This is a genomic window from Roseobacter sp. HKCCA0434 (assembly GCF_032464675.1).
In the GTDB taxonomy this organism is placed as follows: Bacteria; Pseudomonadota; Alphaproteobacteria; order Rhodobacterales; family Rhodobacteraceae; genus Pontivivens.
The window spans coordinates 34563-55322 of sequence record NZ_JAWDKL010000014.1 but is presented as its reverse complement, the minus strand read 5'-3'; the positions used below and the strand labels follow the sequence as shown (position 1 = coordinate 55322).

Annotated in this window: 24 protein-coding genes; 19 read left to right on the top strand and 5 right to left on the bottom strand. The window is 68.4% G+C overall.

Annotated features, from left to right (window positions below):
* Positions 1–11: 11 nt before the first annotated feature.
* The 4 genes from RX333_RS10240 to RX333_RS10225 form a co-directional block, all read right to left on the bottom strand.
* The gene (locus tag RX333_RS10240) at positions 12–1391 is read right to left on the bottom strand and encodes a short-chain fatty acyl-CoA regulator family protein (RefSeq protein ID WP_316014842.1); all 1380 of its coding nucleotides are present in this window, start codon (positions 1389–1391) and stop codon (positions 12–14) included.
* 76 nt (positions 1392–1467) lie between these two features.
* Positions 1468–1755 (bottom strand): hypothetical protein, encoded by a 288-nt coding sequence (locus tag RX333_RS10235; protein ID WP_316014841.1) that lies wholly within the window; start codon positions 1753–1755, stop codon positions 1468–1470.
* Complete coding sequence (locus RX333_RS10230) at positions 1752–2438, bottom strand: PspA/IM30 family protein (RefSeq protein WP_316014840.1); 687 nt, start codon at positions 2436–2438, stop codon at positions 1752–1754. The genes RX333_RS10235 and RX333_RS10230 overlap by 4 nt, the downstream gene beginning before the upstream one ends.
* Before the next feature lie 104 nt (positions 2439–2542).
* Positions 2543–3142 carry a TetR/AcrR family transcriptional regulator gene (locus tag RX333_RS10225; RefSeq protein ID WP_316014839.1) on the bottom strand — a complete coding sequence of 200 codons (600 nt, stop codon included), beginning with the start codon at positions 3140–3142 and terminating at the stop codon, positions 2543–2545.
* A 175-nt stretch (positions 3143–3317) separates the two neighbouring features.
* Here RX333_RS10225 and RX333_RS10220 point away from each other — a divergent pair, with 175 nt between their 5' ends.
* The 11 genes from RX333_RS10220 to RX333_RS10170 all read left to right on the top strand — a co-directional run bounded on the left by RX333_RS10220 (position 3318) and on the right by RX333_RS10170 (position 11179).
* Entirely contained in the window at positions 3318–4850 is a 1533-nt protein-coding gene (locus tag RX333_RS10220) for an acyl-CoA carboxylase subunit beta (protein WP_316014838.1), read from the top strand.
* Positions 4851–4967: 117 nt separating this feature from the next.
* The gene (locus tag RX333_RS10215; RefSeq protein WP_316014837.1) at positions 4968–5759 is read left to right on the top strand and encodes a hypothetical protein; all 792 of its coding nucleotides are present in this window, start codon (positions 4968–4970) and stop codon (positions 5757–5759) included.
* Positions 5756–6127: a hypothetical protein gene (locus tag RX333_RS10210; protein WP_316014836.1), complete on the top strand. Its 372-nt coding sequence runs from the start codon at positions 5756–5758 to the stop codon at positions 6125–6127. The genes RX333_RS10215 and RX333_RS10210 overlap by 4 nt, the downstream gene beginning before the upstream one ends.
* Positions 6124–6372 (top strand): Rho termination factor N-terminal domain-containing protein, encoded by a 249-nt coding sequence (locus RX333_RS10205; protein WP_316014835.1) that lies wholly within the window; start codon positions 6124–6126, stop codon positions 6370–6372. The genes RX333_RS10210 and RX333_RS10205 overlap by 4 nt, the downstream gene beginning before the upstream one ends.
* 63 nt (positions 6373–6435) lie before the next feature.
* Complete coding sequence (locus RX333_RS10200) at positions 6436–6642, top strand: hypothetical protein (RefSeq protein WP_316014834.1); 207 nt, start codon at positions 6436–6438, stop codon at positions 6640–6642.
* A gap of 105 nt (positions 6643–6747) precedes the next feature.
* On the top strand, positions 6748–6945 hold the full coding sequence (locus RX333_RS10195) for a hypothetical protein (protein WP_316014833.1): 198 nt from the start codon (positions 6748–6750) through the stop codon (positions 6943–6945).
* A 105-nt stretch (positions 6946–7050) separates the two neighbouring features.
* The gene (locus tag RX333_RS10190) at positions 7051–7227 is read left to right on the top strand and encodes a hypothetical protein (protein WP_316014832.1); all 177 of its coding nucleotides are present in this window, start codon (positions 7051–7053) and stop codon (positions 7225–7227) included.
* Between the two features lie 33 nt (positions 7228–7260).
* Positions 7261–7605 (top strand): hypothetical protein, encoded by a 345-nt coding sequence (locus RX333_RS10185; RefSeq protein ID WP_316014831.1) that lies wholly within the window; start codon positions 7261–7263, stop codon positions 7603–7605.
* Complete coding sequence (locus RX333_RS10180) at positions 7602–7760, top strand: hypothetical protein (protein ID WP_316014830.1); 159 nt, start codon at positions 7602–7604, stop codon at positions 7758–7760. Before RX333_RS10185 ends, RX333_RS10180 begins: the two co-directional genes overlap by 4 nt.
* A 48-nt stretch (positions 7761–7808) precedes the next feature.
* Positions 7809–9803 (top strand): acetyl/propionyl/methylcrotonyl-CoA carboxylase subunit alpha, encoded by a 1995-nt coding sequence (locus RX333_RS10175; RefSeq protein WP_316014829.1) that lies wholly within the window; start codon positions 7809–7811, stop codon positions 9801–9803.
* A 134-nt stretch (positions 9804–9937) separates the two neighbouring features.
* Entirely contained in the window at positions 9938–11179 is a 1242-nt protein-coding gene (locus RX333_RS10170) for a hypothetical protein (protein WP_316014828.1), read from the top strand.
* Between the two features lie 4 nt (positions 11180–11183).
* Here the strand turns inward: RX333_RS10170 and RX333_RS10165 are convergent, their stop codons facing one another.
* Complete coding sequence (locus RX333_RS10165) at positions 11184–11621, bottom strand: DUF4174 domain-containing protein (RefSeq protein ID WP_316014827.1); 438 nt, start codon at positions 11619–11621, stop codon at positions 11184–11186.
* A 57-nt stretch (positions 11622–11678) separates the two neighbouring features.
* Between RX333_RS10165 and RX333_RS10160 the strand changes: the two genes are divergently transcribed.
* From RX333_RS10160 to RX333_RS10125, 8 genes are read left to right on the top strand one after another with little or no spacing between them, the layout of a single operon-like run.
* A complete protein-coding gene (locus RX333_RS10160; protein WP_316014826.1) occupies positions 11679–12569 on the top strand; it encodes an aldo/keto reductase family oxidoreductase in 891 nt (296 codons plus the stop codon).
* A gap of 11 nt (positions 12570–12580) precedes the next feature.
* Positions 12581–14698, top strand: a complete 2118-nt coding sequence (gene scpA / locus RX333_RS10155) for a methylmalonyl-CoA mutase (protein WP_316014825.1) — start codon at positions 12581–12583, stop codon at positions 14696–14698.
* Positions 14698–14991, top strand: coding sequence for a hypothetical protein (locus tag RX333_RS10150; protein ID WP_316014824.1), 294 nt, complete (start codon positions 14698–14700; stop codon positions 14989–14991). Before scpA ends, RX333_RS10150 begins: the two co-directional genes overlap by 1 nt.
* 11 nt (positions 14992–15002) lie before the next feature.
* Positions 15003–15488 carry a GNAT family N-acetyltransferase gene (locus RX333_RS10145; RefSeq protein WP_316014823.1) on the top strand — a complete coding sequence of 162 codons (486 nt, stop codon included), beginning with the start codon at positions 15003–15005 and terminating at the stop codon, positions 15486–15488.
* A 36-nt stretch (positions 15489–15524) separates the two neighbouring features.
* Positions 15525–17798, top strand: coding sequence for an NADP-dependent malic enzyme (locus tag RX333_RS10140; protein ID WP_316014822.1), 2274 nt, complete (start codon positions 15525–15527; stop codon positions 17796–17798).
* A gap of 4 nt (positions 17799–17802) precedes the next feature.
* Entirely contained in the window at positions 17803–18504 is a 702-nt protein-coding gene (locus RX333_RS10135; RefSeq protein WP_316014821.1) for a hypothetical protein, read from the top strand.
* Between the two features lie 24 nt (positions 18505–18528).
* Complete coding sequence (locus RX333_RS10130; RefSeq protein ID WP_316014820.1) at positions 18529–20412, top strand: propionyl-CoA synthetase; 1884 nt, start codon at positions 18529–18531, stop codon at positions 20410–20412.
* Entirely contained in the window at positions 20409–20747 is a 339-nt protein-coding gene (locus RX333_RS10125) for an Hpt domain-containing protein (RefSeq protein ID WP_316014819.1), read from the top strand. The genes RX333_RS10130 and RX333_RS10125 overlap by 4 nt, the downstream gene beginning before the upstream one ends.
* Positions 20748–20760 lie beyond the last annotated feature (13 nt).

The window sequence follows — 20760 nt, the reverse complement described above, 5'->3', positions numbered from 1 at the left end:
CGCGGCAAGCCTCAGCCGAGCGAGTAGGGCAGCACCCCGCGCGCGTCGGGGTCGATATGCACCTCCCGCTCCAGCGGCGGCACGGCCCGCTGGTGGCAGGCCTCGCGCGGGCAGATGCGGCACGATACGCCGATCGGCTCGAACGCCGAAGGGTCGCCCAGCGGCAGGCCGTCGGCGTAGACGAGCGCGCCCGCATGCTCGATCTCGCAGCCGAGCGCGATGGCCTGCCGCCGCACCGGCGCGCCGAAGGCGGCGGCCCCGCGCGACACGTCATGGGCCAGGCATAGATAACGAGACCCGTCCGGCGTCTCCGCCAACTGCCGCAGGAACCGGCCCGGTTGCTCGAATGCGCGATGGACGTTCCACAAGGGGCACGCCCCGCCGAACCGGGCGAATTGCAGCCGCGTGGCCGAATGCCGCTTGGTGATCGTGCCCGCCGGATCGACCTTGGCGAAGAAGAATGGCACGCCCCGCGCACCGGGCCGTTGGAGGGTCGAGAGCCGGTGCCCCACCTGCTCGACCGAAGCGCCGAAGCGGGCTGAGAGCCGTTGCAGGTCGTGCCGCATATCCCGCGCTGCTTCCGCGAACTGGGCATAGGGCATCAGCGCCGCCCCCGCGAAATAGTTGGCGAGCCCAACCCGAGCGATGGCCCGCGCGCTGTCCGAGGTGAAGCGGGCGAGGTCCAGCGTCGCGTCGATCAGCTCGCCATGCGCGATCAGCCCGATCTGGTGCAGTACCTGGAACAGCCGCGTCGCGGGGTCCGCCTCGGCCGCGATGGTCAGCGTGGTGCCGTCGAAGCGGCGCAGCGCGCCCCCCTCCAGCCGCAGCCCGATCCCGCGCCCCTCCAGCCAAGCGGCCGCGTCGGACAGCCGGTCGGCATGGGGCAGGTGGCGCGCGGCGAAGCCTTCCGCAGCCCGGTCGATCGCGTCGATATAGTTGTCGCAGTAATGAAAGAAATCGCGCACCTCTTCCCACGGCTGGGGGATCAGGCCGGTATGCGCGAGCTTTTCGTCCAGTGTCGCCAGACGTTCGGTTGCCTCGCGGTGCTGTCGGTGCAGGGCGAGGAAGGCGCGTGCGAGGTCCGGCGCGTTGCCCGCCACCAGCGACAGGTCCGCGGGCGCGACCTCGCCCAGGCCCGGATCGGCCAGCGCCTCGCGCATGTCGGTGGCGAGCCGGTCGGCCTCGCCCGCGTCGAGCGTGGCGATGTCGTAGGAGAACTCGCGCGCCAGCGACAGCAGCACGGTGGAGGCCACGGGGCGATGGTTGTTCTCCATCTGGTTGAGGTAGCTGAGCGAGACGCCGAGCCGCTGTGCGAACGCCTTCTGCGTCAGCCCCTCGCCCCGGCGGATGTCGCGCAGCGTGCCGCCCGCGTAGATCTTGGTTCGTGCCATCGGACAGCCTGCCGTCTGGGGGTTTGCAAAGCCCTTGATGCGCTTTGCAAACCCCGGTTTCAAGCGGCGCGTCGCGTCAGGCGCCGCGGTCCGAGCGGTCGGCGACGAACTCCTCCAGCATTCGGTCGTCGCGCGCCTCCTCCAGCCGGGTCAGGCGATCCTCGCGGATGCGTGCATCGATACGGTATTTCACGAGGTTGACGAGGCTGAGCGTCAGCAGGAACACCCCCATCCCCCAGAAACCCTTCGTCGACAGGTTTACCGGGGCAAGCCAGATCGAGAGGGCCAGCATGCCGTAGGCGGTTGCCACGCCTGCCATGTTGAACAAAGTCATCGCGTTGTTGCCGGTGTCGCGTTGTGTCATTTCTCATCTCCTTGCTTGGATTTCAGGCGGGCGAGCACGTCGCTGGCCCGGGTGGTGGAGGGCGCGCCGAACCCGGCCTCGCCCAGTCTGTCTGTGACTGTGCCGCCGTCGAGGTCGCGGTCGATCTCGTCGAGGATCTCGGCCTGCTCGAACGGGTCGTCCTGGCCCAGCACACGCGCGATGAGCTCCTCGGCCTCGGCGACATGCGGGGTGGTCGCACCGCGCCCGAGCTGCCGCTGCGCGCGGCGCTCACGGTCCACGGCGCGGGCGCCGATCGCGCCCTGCTTGAGGTCGATGATCCGGCGGTTGGCCTTGTCGAGACTATGCCGCAGCCGGGTGATCTGCCCGTCGAGCCGGTCGAGGGTGCGGGCGCGGACCGCGCGCTCGTTCTCCATGTCGGCGATGGCCCCGGCGGCCTGCGTGGCGAGGTCCTCGCGGTTCGCGGCCAGTGCCGCTTCGGCCCGCGTGGTCAGGTCCGCGATGCGGGCGTCGAGATCGTCGGCGGCGCGCGACTCGACCCGCTGACGCTGCACGAGGGTGGCGAGCGTGGTCCGGGCCGTGCGGAAACCCGCCTGTGCCTCGCGGATCTTCTGGTCGATCAGCTCGATGGCGTATTCGTCGGTCAGCCGCTCCTCCGCACGGGCGTTCGCCCCGCGCCAGAGCGTTTCAATCATCCTCAGCATATCTGCGCCTCCTGTTGAACGTTGTTCACAAAGCGCAGATGGGGAGGCTTGAACGCCGTTCAACCCGACGATTGAACAGCGTTCAAATGACGTGACGTCCGATGTCAGTCCGCGGCGGCCTCGCACCCGGCGCGGACGATGAAGGAGATCGCCTCCGGCAGATCGTCCCGCCGAACGCCCGAGATGCGGCCTTCCACCCCCAAGAGGACCAGCCCGTGAATGGAAGAGAAAAGGGCGCGGGTCAGCATCTCGATCCGGGTCGGGTCGGCGGACCTCGCCAGCTCGCGCAGCGGCAGCGCGATGAGATCGAACAGAGCTGCGAGAGCCGTGCCATAGGCGGGCGGCACATCGTCGTCGGCCCGCATCTCCACGTCGAACAGGGCGCGCCAGCGGCGCGGATTGGCGAGAGCGTAGTCTAGATAGGCTTCGGCCATCGTCACCATTCGGTCGGGCGGCGGTGCGTCGGCGACCGTGGTCACCGCGGCCTGGATCTGTGCGCCCATCGCGGTGAAGGTGCGCAGGTTCACGGCCAGCGCGAGGGCGTGGAGATCGGGAAAGATCGTGTAGATCGACCCGACCGCGCAGCCCGCGCTCTCGGCAAGATCGCGGGCCCGAAGGCTGGCGAGACCCTCGGCGGCGATCTGCGCCTCGGCGGCGTCGATCAGGCGGGTGCGCAACTCGGCGCGGCGGTCGCTGGTGGACATGAGCTCTCCTCCATGAGCGTCGTTCATAATCGGATCGAGCGTGCATGCAATGAGTTCGCAGTTTCGCAATTCGCGGATGGTGCGCTGCAAACACTCTGCAAATTCGCGCGATAGCCGTGGACGCGGGATGCCCGTGCTGTCTAGGCTGCCGCAAAGGTCAATTGCGGAGTCCGCCATGAAAGACATCCTCGAACAGCTCGAAGCCCGCCGGGACGAAGCGCGCTTGGGCGGCGGTCAGGCCCGCATCGACCGCCAGCACGCCAATGGCAAGCTGACCGCGCGCGAACGGCTGGACGTGCTGCTCGATCCGGGCAGTTTCGAGGAATACGACATGTTCGTCGCCCACCGCGCGACGGATTTCGGGATGGAAAAACAGAAATATCCCGGCGACGGGGTCGTGACCGGCTGGGGCACGATCAACGGGCGGCAGGTCTATGTCTTCAGCCAGGATTTCACGGTGCTGGGCGGCTCGCTCTCCGAAACCCACGCGCAGAAGATCTGCAAGATCATGGACATGGCGATGCAGAACGGCGCACCGGTGATCGGGCTGAACGATTCGGGCGGCGCGCGCATTCAGGAGGGCGTCGCCTCGCTCGCCGGCTATGCCGAAGTGTTCCAACGCAATATCGAGGCCTCCGGCGTCATTCCGCAGATTTCGGTCATCATGGGGCCCTGCGCGGGCGGGGCGGTCTATTCGCCCGCGATGACCGACTTCATCTTCATGGTCCGCGATTCGTCCTACATGTTCGTCACTGGCCCTGACGTCGTGAAGACGGTGACGAACGAGACCGTGACGGCCGAGGAGCTTGGCGGCGCGTCCACGCACACCGCCAAGTCCTCGGTCGCGGATGCCGCCTTCGAGAACGACGTGGAGGCGCTGGCCGAGGTGCGGCGGCTGGTCGACCTGCTTCCGCTGTCGAACCGGGAAAAGCCGCCCGTCCGGCCCAGCTTCGACGCGGCGGACCGGATCGACAGCAGCCTCGACACGCTGATCCCGGACAACGCGAACACGCCCTACGACATGACCGAGCTGATCGTGAAGCTGGCGGACGAGGGCGATTTCTTCGAGATGCAGGCGGCCTACGCCAAGAACATCCTGACCGGCTTCATCCGGCTGGAGGGGCGCACGGTCGGCGTGGTCGCCAACCAGCCGATGGTGCTGGCCGGCTGCCTCGACATCGCGGCGAGCCGCAAGGCCGCGCGCTTCGTCCGGTTCTGCGACTGTTTCGAGATCCCGCTGCTGACGCTGGTGGACGTGCCCGGCTTCCTGCCCGGCACCAGCCAGGAATGGAACGGCGTCATCAAACATGGGGCGAAGCTGCTCTACGCCTATGGCGAGGCGACGGTGCCCAAGGTCACGGTCATCACGCGCAAGGCCTATGGCGGGGCCTACGACGTGATGGCGTCCAAGCACATCAAGGCGGACGTCAACTACGCCTGGCCCACGGCGGAGATCGCTGTGATGGGCGCGAAGGGCGCGGCGGAGATCATCTACCGCTCCGAACGCGACGATGCCGAGAAGATCGCGCAGCGCACGACCGAATACGAGGCGGCCTTCGCCAACCCGTTCAAGGCGGCGGAGAAGGGCTTCATCGACGAGGTCATCATGCCGCACTCGACCCGGCGCCGCATCACGCGCGCCTTCGCGGCCCTGCGGGGCAAGCGCCAGTCGATGCCTTGGAAGAAGCACGACAACATCCCGCTTTGATCGCGGAATGCCGTGCCCGACCCTTCGGTCGGGCTGATCGCCGGGCGACCGGCTCAACCGCTCGCGTTCGGTCTTGATGGGGCGACGCGGCGCAGAGCAGAGACGAGGAGAGAGACCATGCGTCTTCACCGAACCTGCCTTGCGGGCCTCGCGCTCGCGGCTGCGCCGTGCGCTGGAGCTTTCGCGCAGACCTTCACCATTTCCGGTGGGCTGACCGCCGACTTGGAGGAGATCGTCTGGATCGAAAACCTGGAGGGTGGCGGCACACATGCGGAACTGCGCGTGACGCCGAATTTCGATCCCGAGCCGTTCGGCCCGCGCCCGCCTGCGGACGTGGTCGAGCCGCAGCAGGAACTGTGCGAGATCGTCTGGCCGCAGATCGCGGGCGAGGCGGGCGGCATGGGGATCACCCGGCTCGACGTGCGCTGGGGCTGGACGCCGGAACAGCAGGACGGGCCGTTCACCATCTCCCGCTCGCACACCAACCGCTTCGACGTGTCGGACGGCACCTGTCAGGCGCTGGAGCCGCGGGACCGGACGTTGGTTACGCCGCGGTCGGGGCCGGAAGTGCGCTGGCTACGATCGTCCGCCGCTCAGGACCGGCAGCTCGACGGGATCGGGCTCAACGTGTTCTACCGCCTGCCCGAACCGCTGTCGGCCTATTCGGACGATCAGCTCGACGCGATGGCGCAGGAGCTGTGTGTGACCGAGGCGACCGACATCGTCGCGCGCAGGCACGCGGGCTATGACAGCATCCGCTACGAATGGGCCGCGATCGCCTTCGAGGAGCAGCTCGCCCCGAACAGCACCGAGAGCCGTCGTTTCGTCTGGTTCCTGAACGAACAGTATGCCTGCGAAGCGTCCCTGTCAGAAAGCGAGATCGAAGAGATCCGGGCGGCGATGCGGTGACGCGGACGGGCTGGCATATGGAGCGGAGCGCGGATCGGCTGGTCCTGTCGCGCCGGGCGCAGGCCCGGTTCGACGTGGCGGCGACAGCCAGCTTCCCGTCCGCGCGGCGCGGGCGGCTCGCGCACCAGATCCGACAGGATCTGTGGCGGCGTCTGCGCGATCTTCGCGGCTTCGCGCCAGTCGTCGAGGTGACGGGACGCGGGCCGTTGACCGTGCGGGCCGGAGGCTCCGTCGCAGGGCGGGTGCCGCCGGGGACCGAGGCGACCATCGCCGACATGCTCACCGACCCGGCCCTGCGGGCGCGCTGGATGTCCCAGGCCGCGCCGCGCGCTACCTCTCCCTCACCCAGCGAAGGAGAGGGATCATGACCAAGGATCACGGGCCGTCCATCAAGGATGACGAGAAATACGAGGCGCTGCGCGACGAGGGCTATTCCAAAGGGAAGGCCGCGGCCATCGCCAATTCGGGGAAGGACGCGTCGGAGAAGGGCGGCAGCAACCCGCCCTACGAGGAGTGGACGAAGGACGAGCTCTACGACCGGGCGCAGGAGCTCGAGATCGAGGGGCGATCGAACATGAGTAAAGAAGAGTTGATCGATGCCCTGCGAAGCTGAGCGGAACGGCATGGGGGGCGCGGCGTTAACCCTGTTCAACGCCAGTTCCAAGGAGAGTTTCCCATGGCCATCATTCGCACCACAGCCATTCTGGGCATCGTCGCACTCGCCGCTGCCTGCACCCCGGATCAGCAGCGCGGCGCGCTGGGCGGCGCAGCCGTCGGCGCCGCGGTCGGCGCGGGCACCGCAGCCGTCACCGATCGCGACATCTCCGACGGGGCCGTCGGCGGCGCGGCCGTCGGTGCAGCCGTCGGTGCCGCATCCAACTGATGCGCTTCGGCCCGCGCGCGGACACGGCGCGCGGGCCATCGCGGCGAACCAAATCGCCACTTGTCCGTTGACTTGTCGTGACCTGACAACGCAACGGAGTTTCCAATGTCTGAATTCAATACCATTCGCGCCGCTGTCCTCGCGCTCGTCGCGGCAGCTGCCCTGTCGGCTTGCGAAGTCGCGGCGGGGGCCGCGGTCGGGGCCGGTGTCGGCGCCGTGGGTGCCGAAGCGACCGGCAACGATGTCGAAGATGGCGCCGCCGTCGGGGCGATCGTCGGCGGAACCGCTGGCGCGCTCAACTGACGTTGCGTCGTCCGCGCGCCCGGACGGCGCGCGGACGCATTTTGCGAACCAAGATCGCGCTCATCCGTTGCATTCTCGTCCGACGACAACGCAACGGAGTTATTCATGTCCAAATTCTACACCATCCGCGTGGGCGCGGTCGCCCTCATCTCGGCCTTCGTCCTGGCCGCGTGCGAGCCGACCCCGACCGCCGTGGTCGACCCCCAGCCCGTGGGCGACGATGTCGAAGATGCCGCCGATGCCGCGAGCGTCACGGGCGCGTCGACGGGCGTCACCAACTGATCGGAGCGGGGCCGCCCCGCAAGGAGCGGTCCCATGCTGAAACATCGTGGCTTCCCCGGACGTCTTCGGGGAACCGATTACCAGTTCGTCCTGCGCCGGGCCAATCCATCCGGCGCCACCGAACTCAAGGCCCGCGAACGCTATCGCGACCGCCGACCCGATGACCGGGCGGCGGACGAGGCGTTCCTCTCCGCCCTTTGGGATCATTTCGGCGACGCGCCGTTCGAGCGCGGCAACCTCGATGCCGGGCGGCTGTCCTGGCTGCTGGGGCGCGAGGTCGTGCCTGCCGAGGATGCGTTCGATCCCAAGTCCTACGATGCCCTTTTGCGTATCGACGAGGCCGTGGCCCGTCGCAGTTTTCCGGAGGTGTTCCAATGAGAGTGTACCTGTTTCTCGCCGCGCTGCTGGCGCTGCCCGCCTGCAACGATTTCGGTGCCGGTGTCGGTATCAGTTCGGGCGGCGGCGTGAGCGTCGGCGCCTCGGGCCGCAGCTCGAACGGCACCCGCGGCGCGATCTCCTTCCCCGTTAACTAACCGTCAATCCGGCCGCCACGCCGAATGCCCGCTGAAGAGGCCCGACCCATGTTCAAGAAGATCCTGATCGCCAACCGCGGTGAAATCGCCTGTCGCGTCATCAAGACGGCGCGCAAGATGGGGATCGCCACCGTGGCGGTCTATTCGGACGCGGATCGCGATGCGCTGCACGTCCAGATGGCCGACGAGGCGGTGCATATCGGCCCGCCGCCCGCCAACCAGTCCTATATCGTGATCGACAGGATCCTCGAGGCGATCCGCCAGACCGGGGCGGAGGCGGTGCATCCGGGCTACGGCTTCCTGTCGGAGCGCGCGGAGTTCGCCGAGGCGCTGGCCAAGGAGGGCGTCGCCTTCATCGGCCCGCCGCCGGGCGCGATCGAGGCGATGGGCGACAAGATCACCTCCAAGAAGCTGGCCGCCGAGGCCGGGGTCTCGACCGTTCCCGGCTATATGGGCCTGATCGACGATGCCGAGCATGCGGTGAAGATCGCGACCGAGATCGGCTATCCGGTCATGATCAAGGCCAGCGCGGGTGGCGGGGGCAAGGGAATGCGGATCGCCTGGAACGACGCGGAGGCGCGCGAGGGCTTCGAGCTGTCGAAATCGGAAGCGGCCAACAGCTTCGGCGACGACCGCATCTTCATCGAGAAGTTCGTGACCCAGCCGCGCCATATCGAGATTCAGGTCCTCGGCGACAAACACGGCAACTGCATCTACCTGGGCGAGCGGGAGTGCTCGATCCAGCGGCGCAACCAGAAGGTCATCGAGGAGGCGCCGAGCCCCTTCCTCGACGAGGCGACGCGCAAGGCGATGGGCGAGCAGTCGGTGGCACTCGCGAAGGCGGTCGACTACTGCTCCGTCGGAACGGTCGAGTTCATCGTGGACGGGGACCGCAATTTCTACTTCCTGGAGATGAACACCCGCCTTCAGGTGGAGCATCCGGTCACCGAACTGATCACCGGGGTCGATCTGGTCGAGCAGATGATCCGCGTCGCCAATGACGAGAAGCTAGCGATGAGCCAGGACGACGTGAAGCTCGACGGTTGGGCCATCGAAAGCCGCCTCTACGCCGAGGATCCGTTCCGCAACTTCCTGCCCTCGATCGGGCGGCTGACCCGCTATCGCCCGCCGCAGGAGGTCGAGCGGCAGGTCCGCAACGATACCGGCGTCTACGAAGGCGGCGAGATCTCGATGTATTACGACCCGATGATCGCGAAGCTCTGTTCCTGGGGCCCGACGCGGGACGCGGCGATCGAGACGATGCGCGGCGCGCTCGACCGGTTCGAGGTGGCGGGGATCGGGCACAACCTGCCCTTCCTGAGCGCGGTGATGGATCATCCCCGCTTCGTGTCGGGCAACATCACCACCGCCTTCATCGCCGAGGAATATCCCGAGGGGTTCGAGGGCGCGGCCCTCGCCCCCGCGGACGCTGTGAAGATGTCCGCCGTCGCCGCCGCCTGCCACCTGGTGCGCCAGCGGCGCGGCGCGCAGGTCTCGGGCGCGATGGAGGGGCGCGAATACGAGCCCGGCACCGATTGGGTCGTGCGCATGGGCGACGAGGCGCGCGAGGTGACGGTCGCGGATGCGGGCGACTGGCTGTTCGACGTGACCATCGGCGGCGCGGTACTGAAGGTGGATCTGAGCGGCTGGCGGCCCGGCGACGCGCTGATCGACGCGGTGGTGGACGGCGCGCCCATGCCGATCAAGGCGCGGCGCATCACCGATGGCTTCGCGATGGACTGGCGGGGTGCCTCACGCAAGGTCTTCGTGCGCACGCCCCGCGTGGCGGAGCTTGCTGCCCTGATGCCCGAGAAACTGCCGCCCGACACGTCGAAGATGCTGCTCTGCCCGATGCCGGGGCTGGTCGTCTCGATCGCGGTGGAGGAGGGCGACGAGGTGCAGGAAGGGCAGGCGCTTTGCACCGTCGAGGCCATGAAGATGGAGAACGTCCTGCGCGCCGAGCGCAAGGGCGTGGTGTCCAAGCTGAACGCGGCGCCGGGCGACAGCCTCGCCGTGGACGAGATCATCATGGAGTTCGAGTGAGGTGAACCCCGGCGCCGACCGTCTGGAAGCATGGCTTCGGCGCCGCGTGACCGGGGCGCCATCTGGATCTTGCGTCTCGGACTCGCGCATGTTCCCTGAATGTTCTATCTTTGTGACTTGCCCGAGTCGTTCGGATGGCCCTCATGGAACCGCAGGTCGCGACCCTGTTCTTCGACATGAACTCCTATTTCGCCTCCGTCTGGCAGGCGGAGGATCCTGCCTTGCGCGGGCGGCCCGTCGGCGTGGTCACGACCGATGCGCCGGGGGCCGCGATGATCGCCGCCTCGCGCGAGGCGAAGCGGATGGGCATCAACATGATGCGGGTCGCCGAGGCGCGGCGCATCTGCCCGGAGATCGCGATCCGCGAGGCGCGGCACGACTTGTTCGTGGACTACCACCACCGGATCCGGGCCGCCGTGGACACGGTGCTGCCGATCCGCATGGCCCATTCGGTGGACGAGTTCTCCTGCGACCTGACCGGCTCGCAATGCGGGCTTTCACGCGCGCTGGCACTCGGGCGCGCGGTGCAGGACGCGATCCATGCGCAGGTCAGCCCGGCGCTCGACTGCTCGGTCGGGGTGGCGCCGAACAAGCTGCTCGCCAAGATCGCCGCGGGCCTGCGCAAACCGGCTGTGGACTGGCTGCACCCGGACGTCATGCCGGGCAAGATCGCGCATCTGGCGCTGGGCGATATTCCAGGGGTGTCCAAAGGCATTTTCACGCGTCTGTCGCGCGCGGGCATCCGCGATGTGACACAGCTTCACGCCCTGTCGCCCAAGGCGGCGCGGCATCTATGGCGCAACGTGGAGGGCGAGCGCTTCATCCGGCAGCTGCAGGGGGAGCGGGTGGTCTACCCGGAGACGGAGCGGCACAGCCTGGGGCACGGGCAGGTGCTGACGCCCGCCAACCGCACGGGCGAGGGCGCGCGGCTGGTCGCGCGGCGCCTGCTGGTCAAAGCGGCCGCCCGGCTGCGGCGCGAGGGGATGCTGGCGGGCTCGCTGCATGTTTCGGTCAAATGCGCGGTCCGGGGCCGTGTCTCGGCGGAGCGGCGGATCGGGGCCACGCAGGACAGTTTCGACCTGCTGCGCAGCTTCTCGGACTGTTGGGGCCAGTTGCGGTTTGGCGAGCCGGTTTCGGTCAGCGTGATGCTGGGCGGGCTGGCGGAGATCGCGGAGCATTCGGGCGACCTGCTGGGCGCGCGGCAGGGCGGCACCCGAACCCCGCGCGAGGATCTGTGCGCGGCGATCGACGCGCTCAACAAGACCTTCGGGCAGGACACCATCCGCTACGGCGAGCTGCCGCCGCACAAGGTGGCCTATACCGGGGCGAAGATCGCCTTCCAGCGCATCCCCGACCGCGAGGAATTCCACGAATAGCGGCTCACTCCGCGCGGCGCAGCGCCTCCAACGCATCGCGGCGGGCGGCGCGTTCGGCGCGCAGCTCGATCTCGCGCGAGGTCATGTTGTCGACCCGCCGCACGAGTTCGCGCATCGTGATCGGCAGCCGGGTGCGGTATTCGACCGTGCCGTCGGTATCGACCAGCACCATAAGGAAGCCGCGCGGGCGGAACCGCTCCCGCAACGCCTCGTTGCCTTCGGTATCGACGATCAGCACGAGGCTGCGCTCCTCCAGATCGCGCTCGGCGGTTGCGAACTCCTCCATCTGTCGCAGGAAGCGGGGATCCTCCGGCGTGTCGGCGAAGACGATCACGGGCCGGGCGGTCCACAGGAATTCGGCGAGCGGGTCATCCGCCTCGACCTCCTGCGCGTGCAGGGGCAGGGCGAGGATCATCAGGAAGGTCAGCAATCTGGCGAGCATCCGGGCTCCTTTCGCCCCTCAACATAGGCATTTTCCAGCGACAGGGGAGGGGCGCGGATGACCGGGCATCTGCCAATTGGACGCACCCGCGGACTCGCGGGACGCGAGGTCGGGGCACTCGCCTATGGCTGCTGGCGCTTCGGCGACGCGGACGAAGCACAGGTCGTGGCGCTGCTAGGGGCGGCGCGAGTGGCCGGGATGGACGTGCTCGACACGGCGGCGATCTACGGTTTCGGCTCCCATGCGGGCTTCGGCGGGGCAGAGCGGCAGCTGGGCGCGGCCCTGCGCGCCGCGCCGTCGCTGGCGGAGGGCGCGGTTATCGTAACCAAGGGTGGGATCGAGCCGCCCTTGCCCTATGACAGCCGCGCCGAGGCGCTGACAGCCAGCCTCGACGCATCGCTGAAGCGGCTGGGCGTAGAGCGGGTGGATTTGTTCCTCGTGCACCGGCCCGACCTGTTGGCGGGCCATGCCGAGGTGGGCCGCGCGCTCGACGCGATGGTGGCCTCCGGCAAGGCCGGGGCGGTCGGCGTCTCGAACTACAGCCCCGCGCAGACCCGCGCGTTGCAGGCCGCGATGCAGACGCCGCTGGCGGTCACGCAGCCGGAGATTTCGGCCGCGACGGTGGATGCATTGAGCGACGGCACGCTCGATCTCGCGCAGGAACTTTCGCTGCTGCCGATGGCGTGGAGCCCGCTGGGCGGCGGCGAGTTGATGACCGGCTCGGGGCCGGTGCAGGACGCGCTCGACGCCATCGCGACCGCCAACGGCACCGACCGCGCGGCGGCGGCGCTCGGCTGGCTGCTCGCGCATCCCGCCGGGATCATGCCCATCGTGGGCTCGCAGACCCCCGCCCGCATCCGCGCCGCCGCCGACGCCTATCAGATCAAGATGACCCGCCGGGACTGGTACGCCGTACTCGAAGCGTCCCTCGGCCATCCCATGCCGTGAAGGAGACAGCAATGAACGACTGGAAGAAACTCGCCGAGAAGGAGCTGCGCGGCCGCCCGCTCGAAGACCTGACCTGGAACACGGCGGAAGGCATCGCGATCCAGCCGCTCTATACGGCGGAGGATCTGGAGGGGTTGGAGCATCTGGGCACCGTGCCCGGCCACGCGCCCTTCGTCCGGGGTCCGCGCGCGACGATGTATGCGGGCCGCCCCTGGACCATCCGGCAATATGCGGGCTTCTCCACGGCGGAGGAGTCCAATGCCTTCTACCGCCGCGCGCTCGAGGCCGGGCAGCAGGGCGTCTCGGTCGCCTTCGACCTCGCCACCCATCGCGGTTACGACAGCGACCACCCGCGGGTGGAAGGCGATGTCGGCAAGGCGGGCGTGGCCATCGACAGCGTGGAGGACATGAAGATCCTCTTCGACGGCATTCCGCTGAAGGACATCTCCGTCTCGATGACGATGAACGGCGCGGTCATTCCGGTGCTGGCGAGCTTCATCGTGGCGGGGGAGGAGCAGGGCTGCTCGGTCGCGGACCTCAGCGGCACCATCCAGAACGACATCCTCAAGGAGTTCATGGTCCGCAACACCTATATCTACCCGCCCGAGCCCTCGATGCGGATCGTGTCGGACATCATCGCCTACACGTCCGAGAACATGCCGCGCTTCAACTCCATCTCGATCTCCGGCTACCACATGCAGGAGGCGGGCGCGAACCTGGTGCAGGAGCTGGCCTTCACCCTCGCGGACGGGCGCGAATATGTGCGCGCGGCCATCGACGCGGGCATGGACGTCGACACGTTCGCGGGCCGGTTGAGCTTCTTCTTCGCCATCGGCATGAACTTCTTCATGGAAGCCGCCAAGCTGCGCGCCGCGCGCCTGCTGTGGCACCGGATCATGAGCGAGTTCGAGCCGAAGAAGCCCGGCTCGCTGATGTTGCGCACCCATTGCCAGACGAGCGGCGTGTCCCTGCAGGAGCAGGATCCCTACAACAACGTTGTGCGTACCGCCTACGAGGCGCTGGCCGCCGTATTGGGCGGAACGCAGAGCCTGCACACCAACTCTTTCGATGAGGCGATCGGCCTGCCGACTGCGCATTCCAGCCGCATCGCGCGCAACACGCAGCTGATCCTGCAGGAGGAGACAGGGATCACCAAAGTCGTCGATCCGCTGGCGGGCTCCTACTATGTCGAGAAGCTGACCGCCGACCTCGCCGATGCGGCCTGGGCGCTGATCGAGGAGGTCGAGGAGATGGGCGGCATGACCAAGGCCGTCGCCTCCGGCATGCCGAAGCTCAGGATCGAGGAGGCCGCCGCGCAGAAGCAGGCGCGCATCGACCGCGGCGAGGAGGTCATCGTCGGCGTCAACAAGTACCGTCGCGAGAAAGAGGAGGAAATCGAGGTCCTCGACATCGACAACGTTGCGGTGCGAGAGGCGCAGGTGAAGCGGCTGGAAAGCATCCGCGCGGCCCGCGATCAGGCCAAATGCGACGCGGCGCTGGCCGCGTTGGAAGAGGCGGCGCGCGGCAGCGGCAACCTGCTGGCCGCCGCGGTCGAGGCGGCGCGCGCGCGCGCGAGCGTGGGGGAGATTTCGGACGCGATGGAAAAGGTATTCGGACGGCACCGCGCCGAGGTGAAGACGCTGGCCGGAGTCTATGGCGCGGCCTACGAAGGCGACGAGGGCTTCGCCCGCATCCAGAAGGACGTGGAGAGCTTCGCCGAGGAGGAAGGCCGCCGCCCGCGCATGCTGGTGGTCAAGATGGGGCAGGACGGCCACGACCGGGGTGCGAAGGTCATCGCCACCGCCTTCGCCGATATCGGTTTCGACGTCGATGTCGGCCCGCTGTTCCAGACGCCCGAAGAGGCCGCGCAGGACGCGATCGACAACGACGTGCACGTGATCGGCATCTCCAGCCAGGCGGCGGGGCACAAGACGCTGGCCCCGCAACTGGTACGCGCACTGCGCGAGCAGGGGGCCGAGGACGTGCTGGTCGTGTGCGGCGGCGTGATCCCGCAGCAGGATTACGCCTTCCTCAAGGAGGCGGGGGTCAAGGCGATCTTCGGACCCGGCACCAACATCCCCGAGGCGGCGGCGGGCATCCTCGACCTGATCCGGGCGGCGCGCGACTGATGCGGGCCGGGGCGCTGGCACTGATCCTGCTGGCGGGGGCCGCGGCGGCGCAGGAGCCGCTGCGCCCCGCCCCGCGCCCCTGCGATCAGATGCCGTGCCTGCGCTCGCTGCGCACCCTGCCGGGCACCGTCCCCAACCTCATCGGCGACGCCGACGACCAGATCGAGGACCGCGGCGCGTTCGACCCGAACGCCGCCACGCCCTATGATCCGGAGGCAACCGGTCCCACGCGGGACCTCCTGCTGCAACGACTGGGCCGCGACCGGCCGCGAAACCGGATCGGCCACTACTGAAAGGCGCCGCGATGAAGATCTGCGAGACCGACCCCACCTCCCCCGAAGCGCGCGCCATCCTGGAGCAGAGCTGGCGCTACCTCCGGGCGAAGTTTCCCAGCGAGGAGCGGTTCCACCTCGACGTCGCCCGCCTGCGCGCGCGCAACGTCGATTTCTTCCTCGCGACCGAAGGCGGCATGGCCGTGGGCTGCGCCGCCTTCGTCCGGCAGGCGGAGCATTGGGGCGAGATCAAGTCGATGTACGTGATCCCCGGCGCGCGCGGCTCCGGCATCGCGCAGGGTCTGCTGGAGCACCTGGAAGCCACCGCGCGGCTGGCGGGCTGCCGGATGCTGCGGCTGGAAACGGTCGAGGATCTGGACGTTGCCGTCGACTTCTATGCCCGCCACGGGTTCGAGCGTCGGGCGACGGTGGCGGGAGACGCGATGGGCGGCGACACGATCTTCATGGAGAAGAATCTTGCGCCGGAAACGGATGACGCCGCGTCACGGGCGGGATAGTCCGGGCGGCAGACCCGGACAGGAGACAGCACGCAGATGACCGATACCAAGCAGGCCAACCGCCAGGCGGCACTCGACTACCACGAGTTTCCGCGCCCCGGTAAGCTGGAGATCCGCGCGACCAAGCCGCTCGCCAACCAGCGCGACCTCGCGCGCGCCTATTCCCCCGGCGTGGCGGAAGCCTGCACAGATATCCGCGACAACCCGGCCGAGGCCGCGCGCTACACCGCGCGCCAGAACCTCGTCGCGGTGGTGACGAACGGATCGGCGGTGCTGGGCCTCGGGAATATCGGCGCGCTCGCCTCCAAGCCGGTGATGGAGGGCAAGGCGGTCCTGTTCAAGAAATTCGCCAATATTGACTGCTTCGATATCGAGGTGAACGAAAGCGATCCCGAGAAGCTCGCCGATATCGTCACGGCGCTGGAGCCGACCTTCGGCGCGATCAATCTCGAGGACATCAAGGCGCCCGACTGCTTCGTGGTGGAAAAGCTGTGCCGCGAGCGGATGAACATCCCCGTCTTCCACGACGACCAGCACGGTACGGCCATCGTCGTGGGGGCCGCGGCGCTGAACGCGTTGCGCCTGACGGGCCGCAGGTTCGAGGACATCAAGGTCGTCTCCACCGGTGGCGGGGCGGCGGGGATCGCCTGCCTCAACATGCTGCTGACGCTGGGTGTGAAGCGGGAAAACGTGTTCCTGTGCGACCTCGCCGGTCTGGTCCACGAGGGGCGCGAGGCGGACATGACCCCGCAAAAGGCCGAGTACGCGCAGCCGGGCGGCCCGCGCGACCTGGCCGACGTGGTCGAGGGCGCGGACCTGTTCCTGGGCCTATCCGGCCCGAACGTGCTGAAGCCCGAGATGGTGGCGCAGATGGCGGATGCGCCGATCATCCTCGCGCTCGCCAACCCGAACCCCGAGATCGACCCCGACGCCGCGCGCGAGGTCAAGCCCGACGCGCTGATCGCGACGGGGCGCTCGGATTACCCCAACCAGGTCAATAACGTCCTGTGCTTCCCCTTCATCTTCCGCGGGGCGCTCGACGTCGGTGCGACCGAGATCAACGAGGCGATGAAGGTCGCCTGCGTCGAGGGCATCGCCGAACTCGCCCGCGCGGCGTCGAGCGCCGAGGCGGCTGCGGCCTATCACGGGGAACGTCTGGTCTTCGGCCCCGAATACCTGATCCCCAAACCCTTCGACCCGCGCCTGCTGGCCGTCGTCGCGGGCGCGGTGGCGAAGGCCGCGATGGAGAGCGGCGTGGCCACGCGTCCGCTGCCGGATCTCAAGGCCTACAAGGAGCATCTCGACGGTTCCGTCTACCGCTCCGCCCTGATCATGAAGCCGGTCTTCGAGGCATCCCGCAGCGGTGAGCGGCGCATCGTCTTCGCCGAGGGCGAGGATGAGCGGGTGCTGCGCGCCGCCCACGCCATGCTGGAGGAGACACCCGACGCCCCCGTCCTGATCGGTCGGCCCGAGGTCATCGCCAGCCGCGCGGCGCGCAACGGCATCCCGCTGCAACTCGACCGGTTCGAGATCGTGAACCCCGAAAGCGACCCGCGCTATCGCGACTATTGGGAGACCTATCACCGGATCATGGCGCGCAAGGGCGTGACCCCGGACCTCGCCCGCGCGATCATGCGCACCAACACCACCGCGATCGGCGCCGTCATGGTCCATCGCGGCGAGGCCGACAGCCTGATCTGCGGCACGTTCGGTCAGTATCTGTGGCACCTCAACTATATCGAGCAGGTGCTGGGCGGGCAGGGGCGCAAACCGGTGGGCGCGCTCAGCCTGATGATCCTCGAATCCGGGTCACTGTTCGTGGCGGACACGCATGTGCATCCCGAGCCCACGGCGGACGAGATCGCGGGCATCGTCATCGGCGCCGCGCGGCATGTGCGCCGCTTCGGGCTGGAGCCGAAGGTGGCGCTGTGCTCGCACTCGCAATTCGGCAATCTCGATACCGAAAGCGGGCGGCGGATGCGCGCGGCGCTGGGCCTGCTCGACGCGCAGGCGCTCGATTTCCAGTACGAGGGCGAGATGCACTCCGATGCCGCACTCGACCCCGAACTGCGCGCCCGCATCTTCCCCGACAGCCGTATGGAGGGGGCGGCCAACGTATTGGTCTTCGCCAATGCGGATGCGGCCTCGGGCGTGCGGAACATCCTCAAGATGAAGGCGGGCGGGCTGGAGGTCGGTCCCATTCTGATGGGCATGGGCAATCGCGCGCATATCGTGACGAGTTCGATCACCGCGCGCGGGCTCTTGAACATCTCCGCCCTCGCGGGGACGCCGGTGGCGAGCTACGGATAGAACCATGGCCTTCGTCCACATGCTGATCGCGCTGGTGCTGACCGCGCTCACGCAGGTGGGCGGGGTGGCCTGGCTCGCGGCCTTGGTGGCGCGCGGGACGGGACCGGCGCGGGCGCTGCGCTTCGCCGCCGCCTTCGTGACGCTCTATGCCGGGTTGTCCGTGACGGCCTGGGCGGTGGCACCGGCCTTCGGACGGGTCGCGCTGCCCTGCCTGCGCGGCGAGGTGCGGGCCTACCATCCGCTCTACTGTGCGGCCAATCGCAGCTATGCGAGCTTCGAGCTCGCCGCGCAGCTGGCCGCGGCCGGGGTGCCGCTGCGCACGCTCGATGCGGGATTTCCGTTGCCGATGCCGATGCTGCCGCATCTGAGCCACGGAGGAGGTCGGGCCGTCGATATCGCCCTGCCGCTGGAGCGGGGCGCGCTGCCCTGGGGCTACTGGGCCTTCGTCCAGCCGGGTGCCGACGATCCGCAGCCCTGTACGGGACAGGACGGGCCGCTGCGCTGGGACATGGCCGCGTTGCAGCCGCCCGAGGTGGTGCTCGACGCAGCCAGCTTCGCCCGGCAGGTCCGCGCGCTGCTCGACCAGGATCTGACCATCCTGATCGAACCGCATCTGGAGGCGGACCTGCCCTTCGAGAGCGATGCGCTCCGCTTTCAGGGCTGTTCCGCCGCACGACACGACGATCACATCCATGTAAGACTATAAGCACCACCGGGGAGAGAAACGACCATGCGCTACGCCGACATCCATGCCCGCTCGCTCAGCGATCCGACCGGCTTCTGGCTGGAGCAGGCGCAGGCGATCGACTGGCAGCACATGCCCGAGATCGGGTATGATCCCAAGACCAACACCTGGTTCCCCGACGCCATCGGCAACACCTGCCACAACTGTGTCGACCGGCATGTGGAGGCCGGGCGCGGGGATCAGGCGGCGATCATCTACGACAGCCCCGTTACCGGAAACAAGGCGACGATCACCTATGCCGAACTGCAGGATCGGGTCGCGCGCATGGCCGGCGTGCTGCACGGGCGCGGGGTGCTCAAGGGCGACCGGGTGATGATCTACATGCCGATGGTCCCCGATGCCGTGGTCGCGATGCTCGCCTGTGCCCGCATCGGCGCGGTGCACTCGGTGGTCTTCGGCGGGTTCGCGGCACGCGAACTGGCCGTGCGGATCGACGATTGCAGCCCGAAGGCGGTCATCGCGGCCTCCTGCGGGATCGAGCCGGGCCGCGTCGTGCCTTACAAGCCGATGTTGGACGAGGCCATCGACATGGCCGCAGAGAAGCCCGAGTTCTGCCTGATCCTGCAACGGGCCGAGGTCGAGGCGGAGCTGGCCGAGGGTCGCGATTTCGACCTCACCGACGAGATGAGCCGCGCCGAACCAGCGCCCTGCGTCCCGGTGAAGGGCTCGGACCCGGCCTATATCCTCTACACCTCCGGCACGACCGGGCAGCCCAAGGGCGTGGTCCGCGCGACGGCGGGGCACATGGTGGCGCTGCACTGGTCGATGAAGAACATCTACGGCGTCGAGACGGGCGACGTGTACTGGGCCGCGTCCGATGTCGGCTGGGTCGTGGGCCACTCCTACATCTGCTACGCGCCGCTGCTGGCGGGGTGCACCACCATCGTCTTCGAGGGCAAGCCGGTGGGCACCCCCGATGCGGGCACCTTCTGGCGCGTGATCGCGGAGCATGGGGTCAAGGTGTTCTTCACCGCGCCCACGGCGTTCCGCGCGATCAAGCGGGACGATCCCACGGGGTCGGAGGCCGCAAAATACGACATGAGCAGCCTGGAGGCCCTCTACTTCGCGGGCGAACGCGCCGATCCCGACACCGTGCAATGGGCCGAGAAAGTGCTGGGCGTCCCCGTCATCGACCACTGGTGGCAGACCGAGACCGGCTGGTCCATCGCCGCCAACCCGCGCGGGGTCGAGGCGATGCCGCTCAAATCCGGCTCCCCCTCCGTCGCCATGCCCGGCTACGACATCCGCATCCTGTCGCCCGAGGGCGAGGAGATGCCGGTAGGCGAGCTCGGCTCCGTCGCGATCCGTCTGCCGCTGCCGCCGGGCACGCTGCCGACGCTGTGGAACGCGCAGGAGCGGTTCGAGAAAGCCTATCTCGCCACCTTCCCGGGATATTACGAGACGGGCGACGCGGGCCGGATCGACGAGGACGGCTATCTCTACATCATGGCGCGCACCGACGACGTCATCAACGTGGCCGGGCATCGCCTTTCCACCGGCGCGATGGAGGAGGTGCTGGCGGGCCACCCGGACGTCGCCGAATGCGCGGTGATCGGCGCGGCTGATCCGCTGAAGGGCCAGATGCCCATCGGCTTCCTGTGCCTCAGCCGCGGCGTGACGCGGGACCATGACGAGATCGTCAAGGAATGCGTCGCGCGGGTGCGCCACGAGATCGGCCCGGTCGCCGCCTTCAAGTCGGCGGTGGTCGTGGAGCGTCTGCCCAAGACCCGCTCGGGCAAGATCCTGCGGGCCACGATGGCCAAGATCGCCGACGGGGAGGAGGTGAAGACCCCCGCCACCATCGACGATCCCGCGATCCTCGACGAAATCCGGGCCGATCTCGCGCGGATCGGCTATCCCAAGCCGTGAGCAGCCCGGTTCTCGACCCCGAGGTCTGGGGCGCGCTGCAAGCCGCGATGGGGCCGGACATGGTCCCGCGCCTCGTCGCCCAGCTGCGCGATGATCTCGATGCCTCGGCCGAGCGGTTGCAGGCCGCCGCCGGGCGGGGCGATCTCGACGCCGTCCGGGCCGAGGCGCACGCGATGGCCGGGATGGCCGGGTCGGTCGGGGCGGCCGAACTGTCGTTGGCGGTGGAGCGGCTGCGCAGCGCCGCCGTCGCGGGCGACCGCGACACGCTGCAGTTGCAGGTCTCGGCCGTTTGCCAAGCCATAAAACGCCTCCTGTCAACCTTGAATAGCGTATGATCCTAAGCGTTTT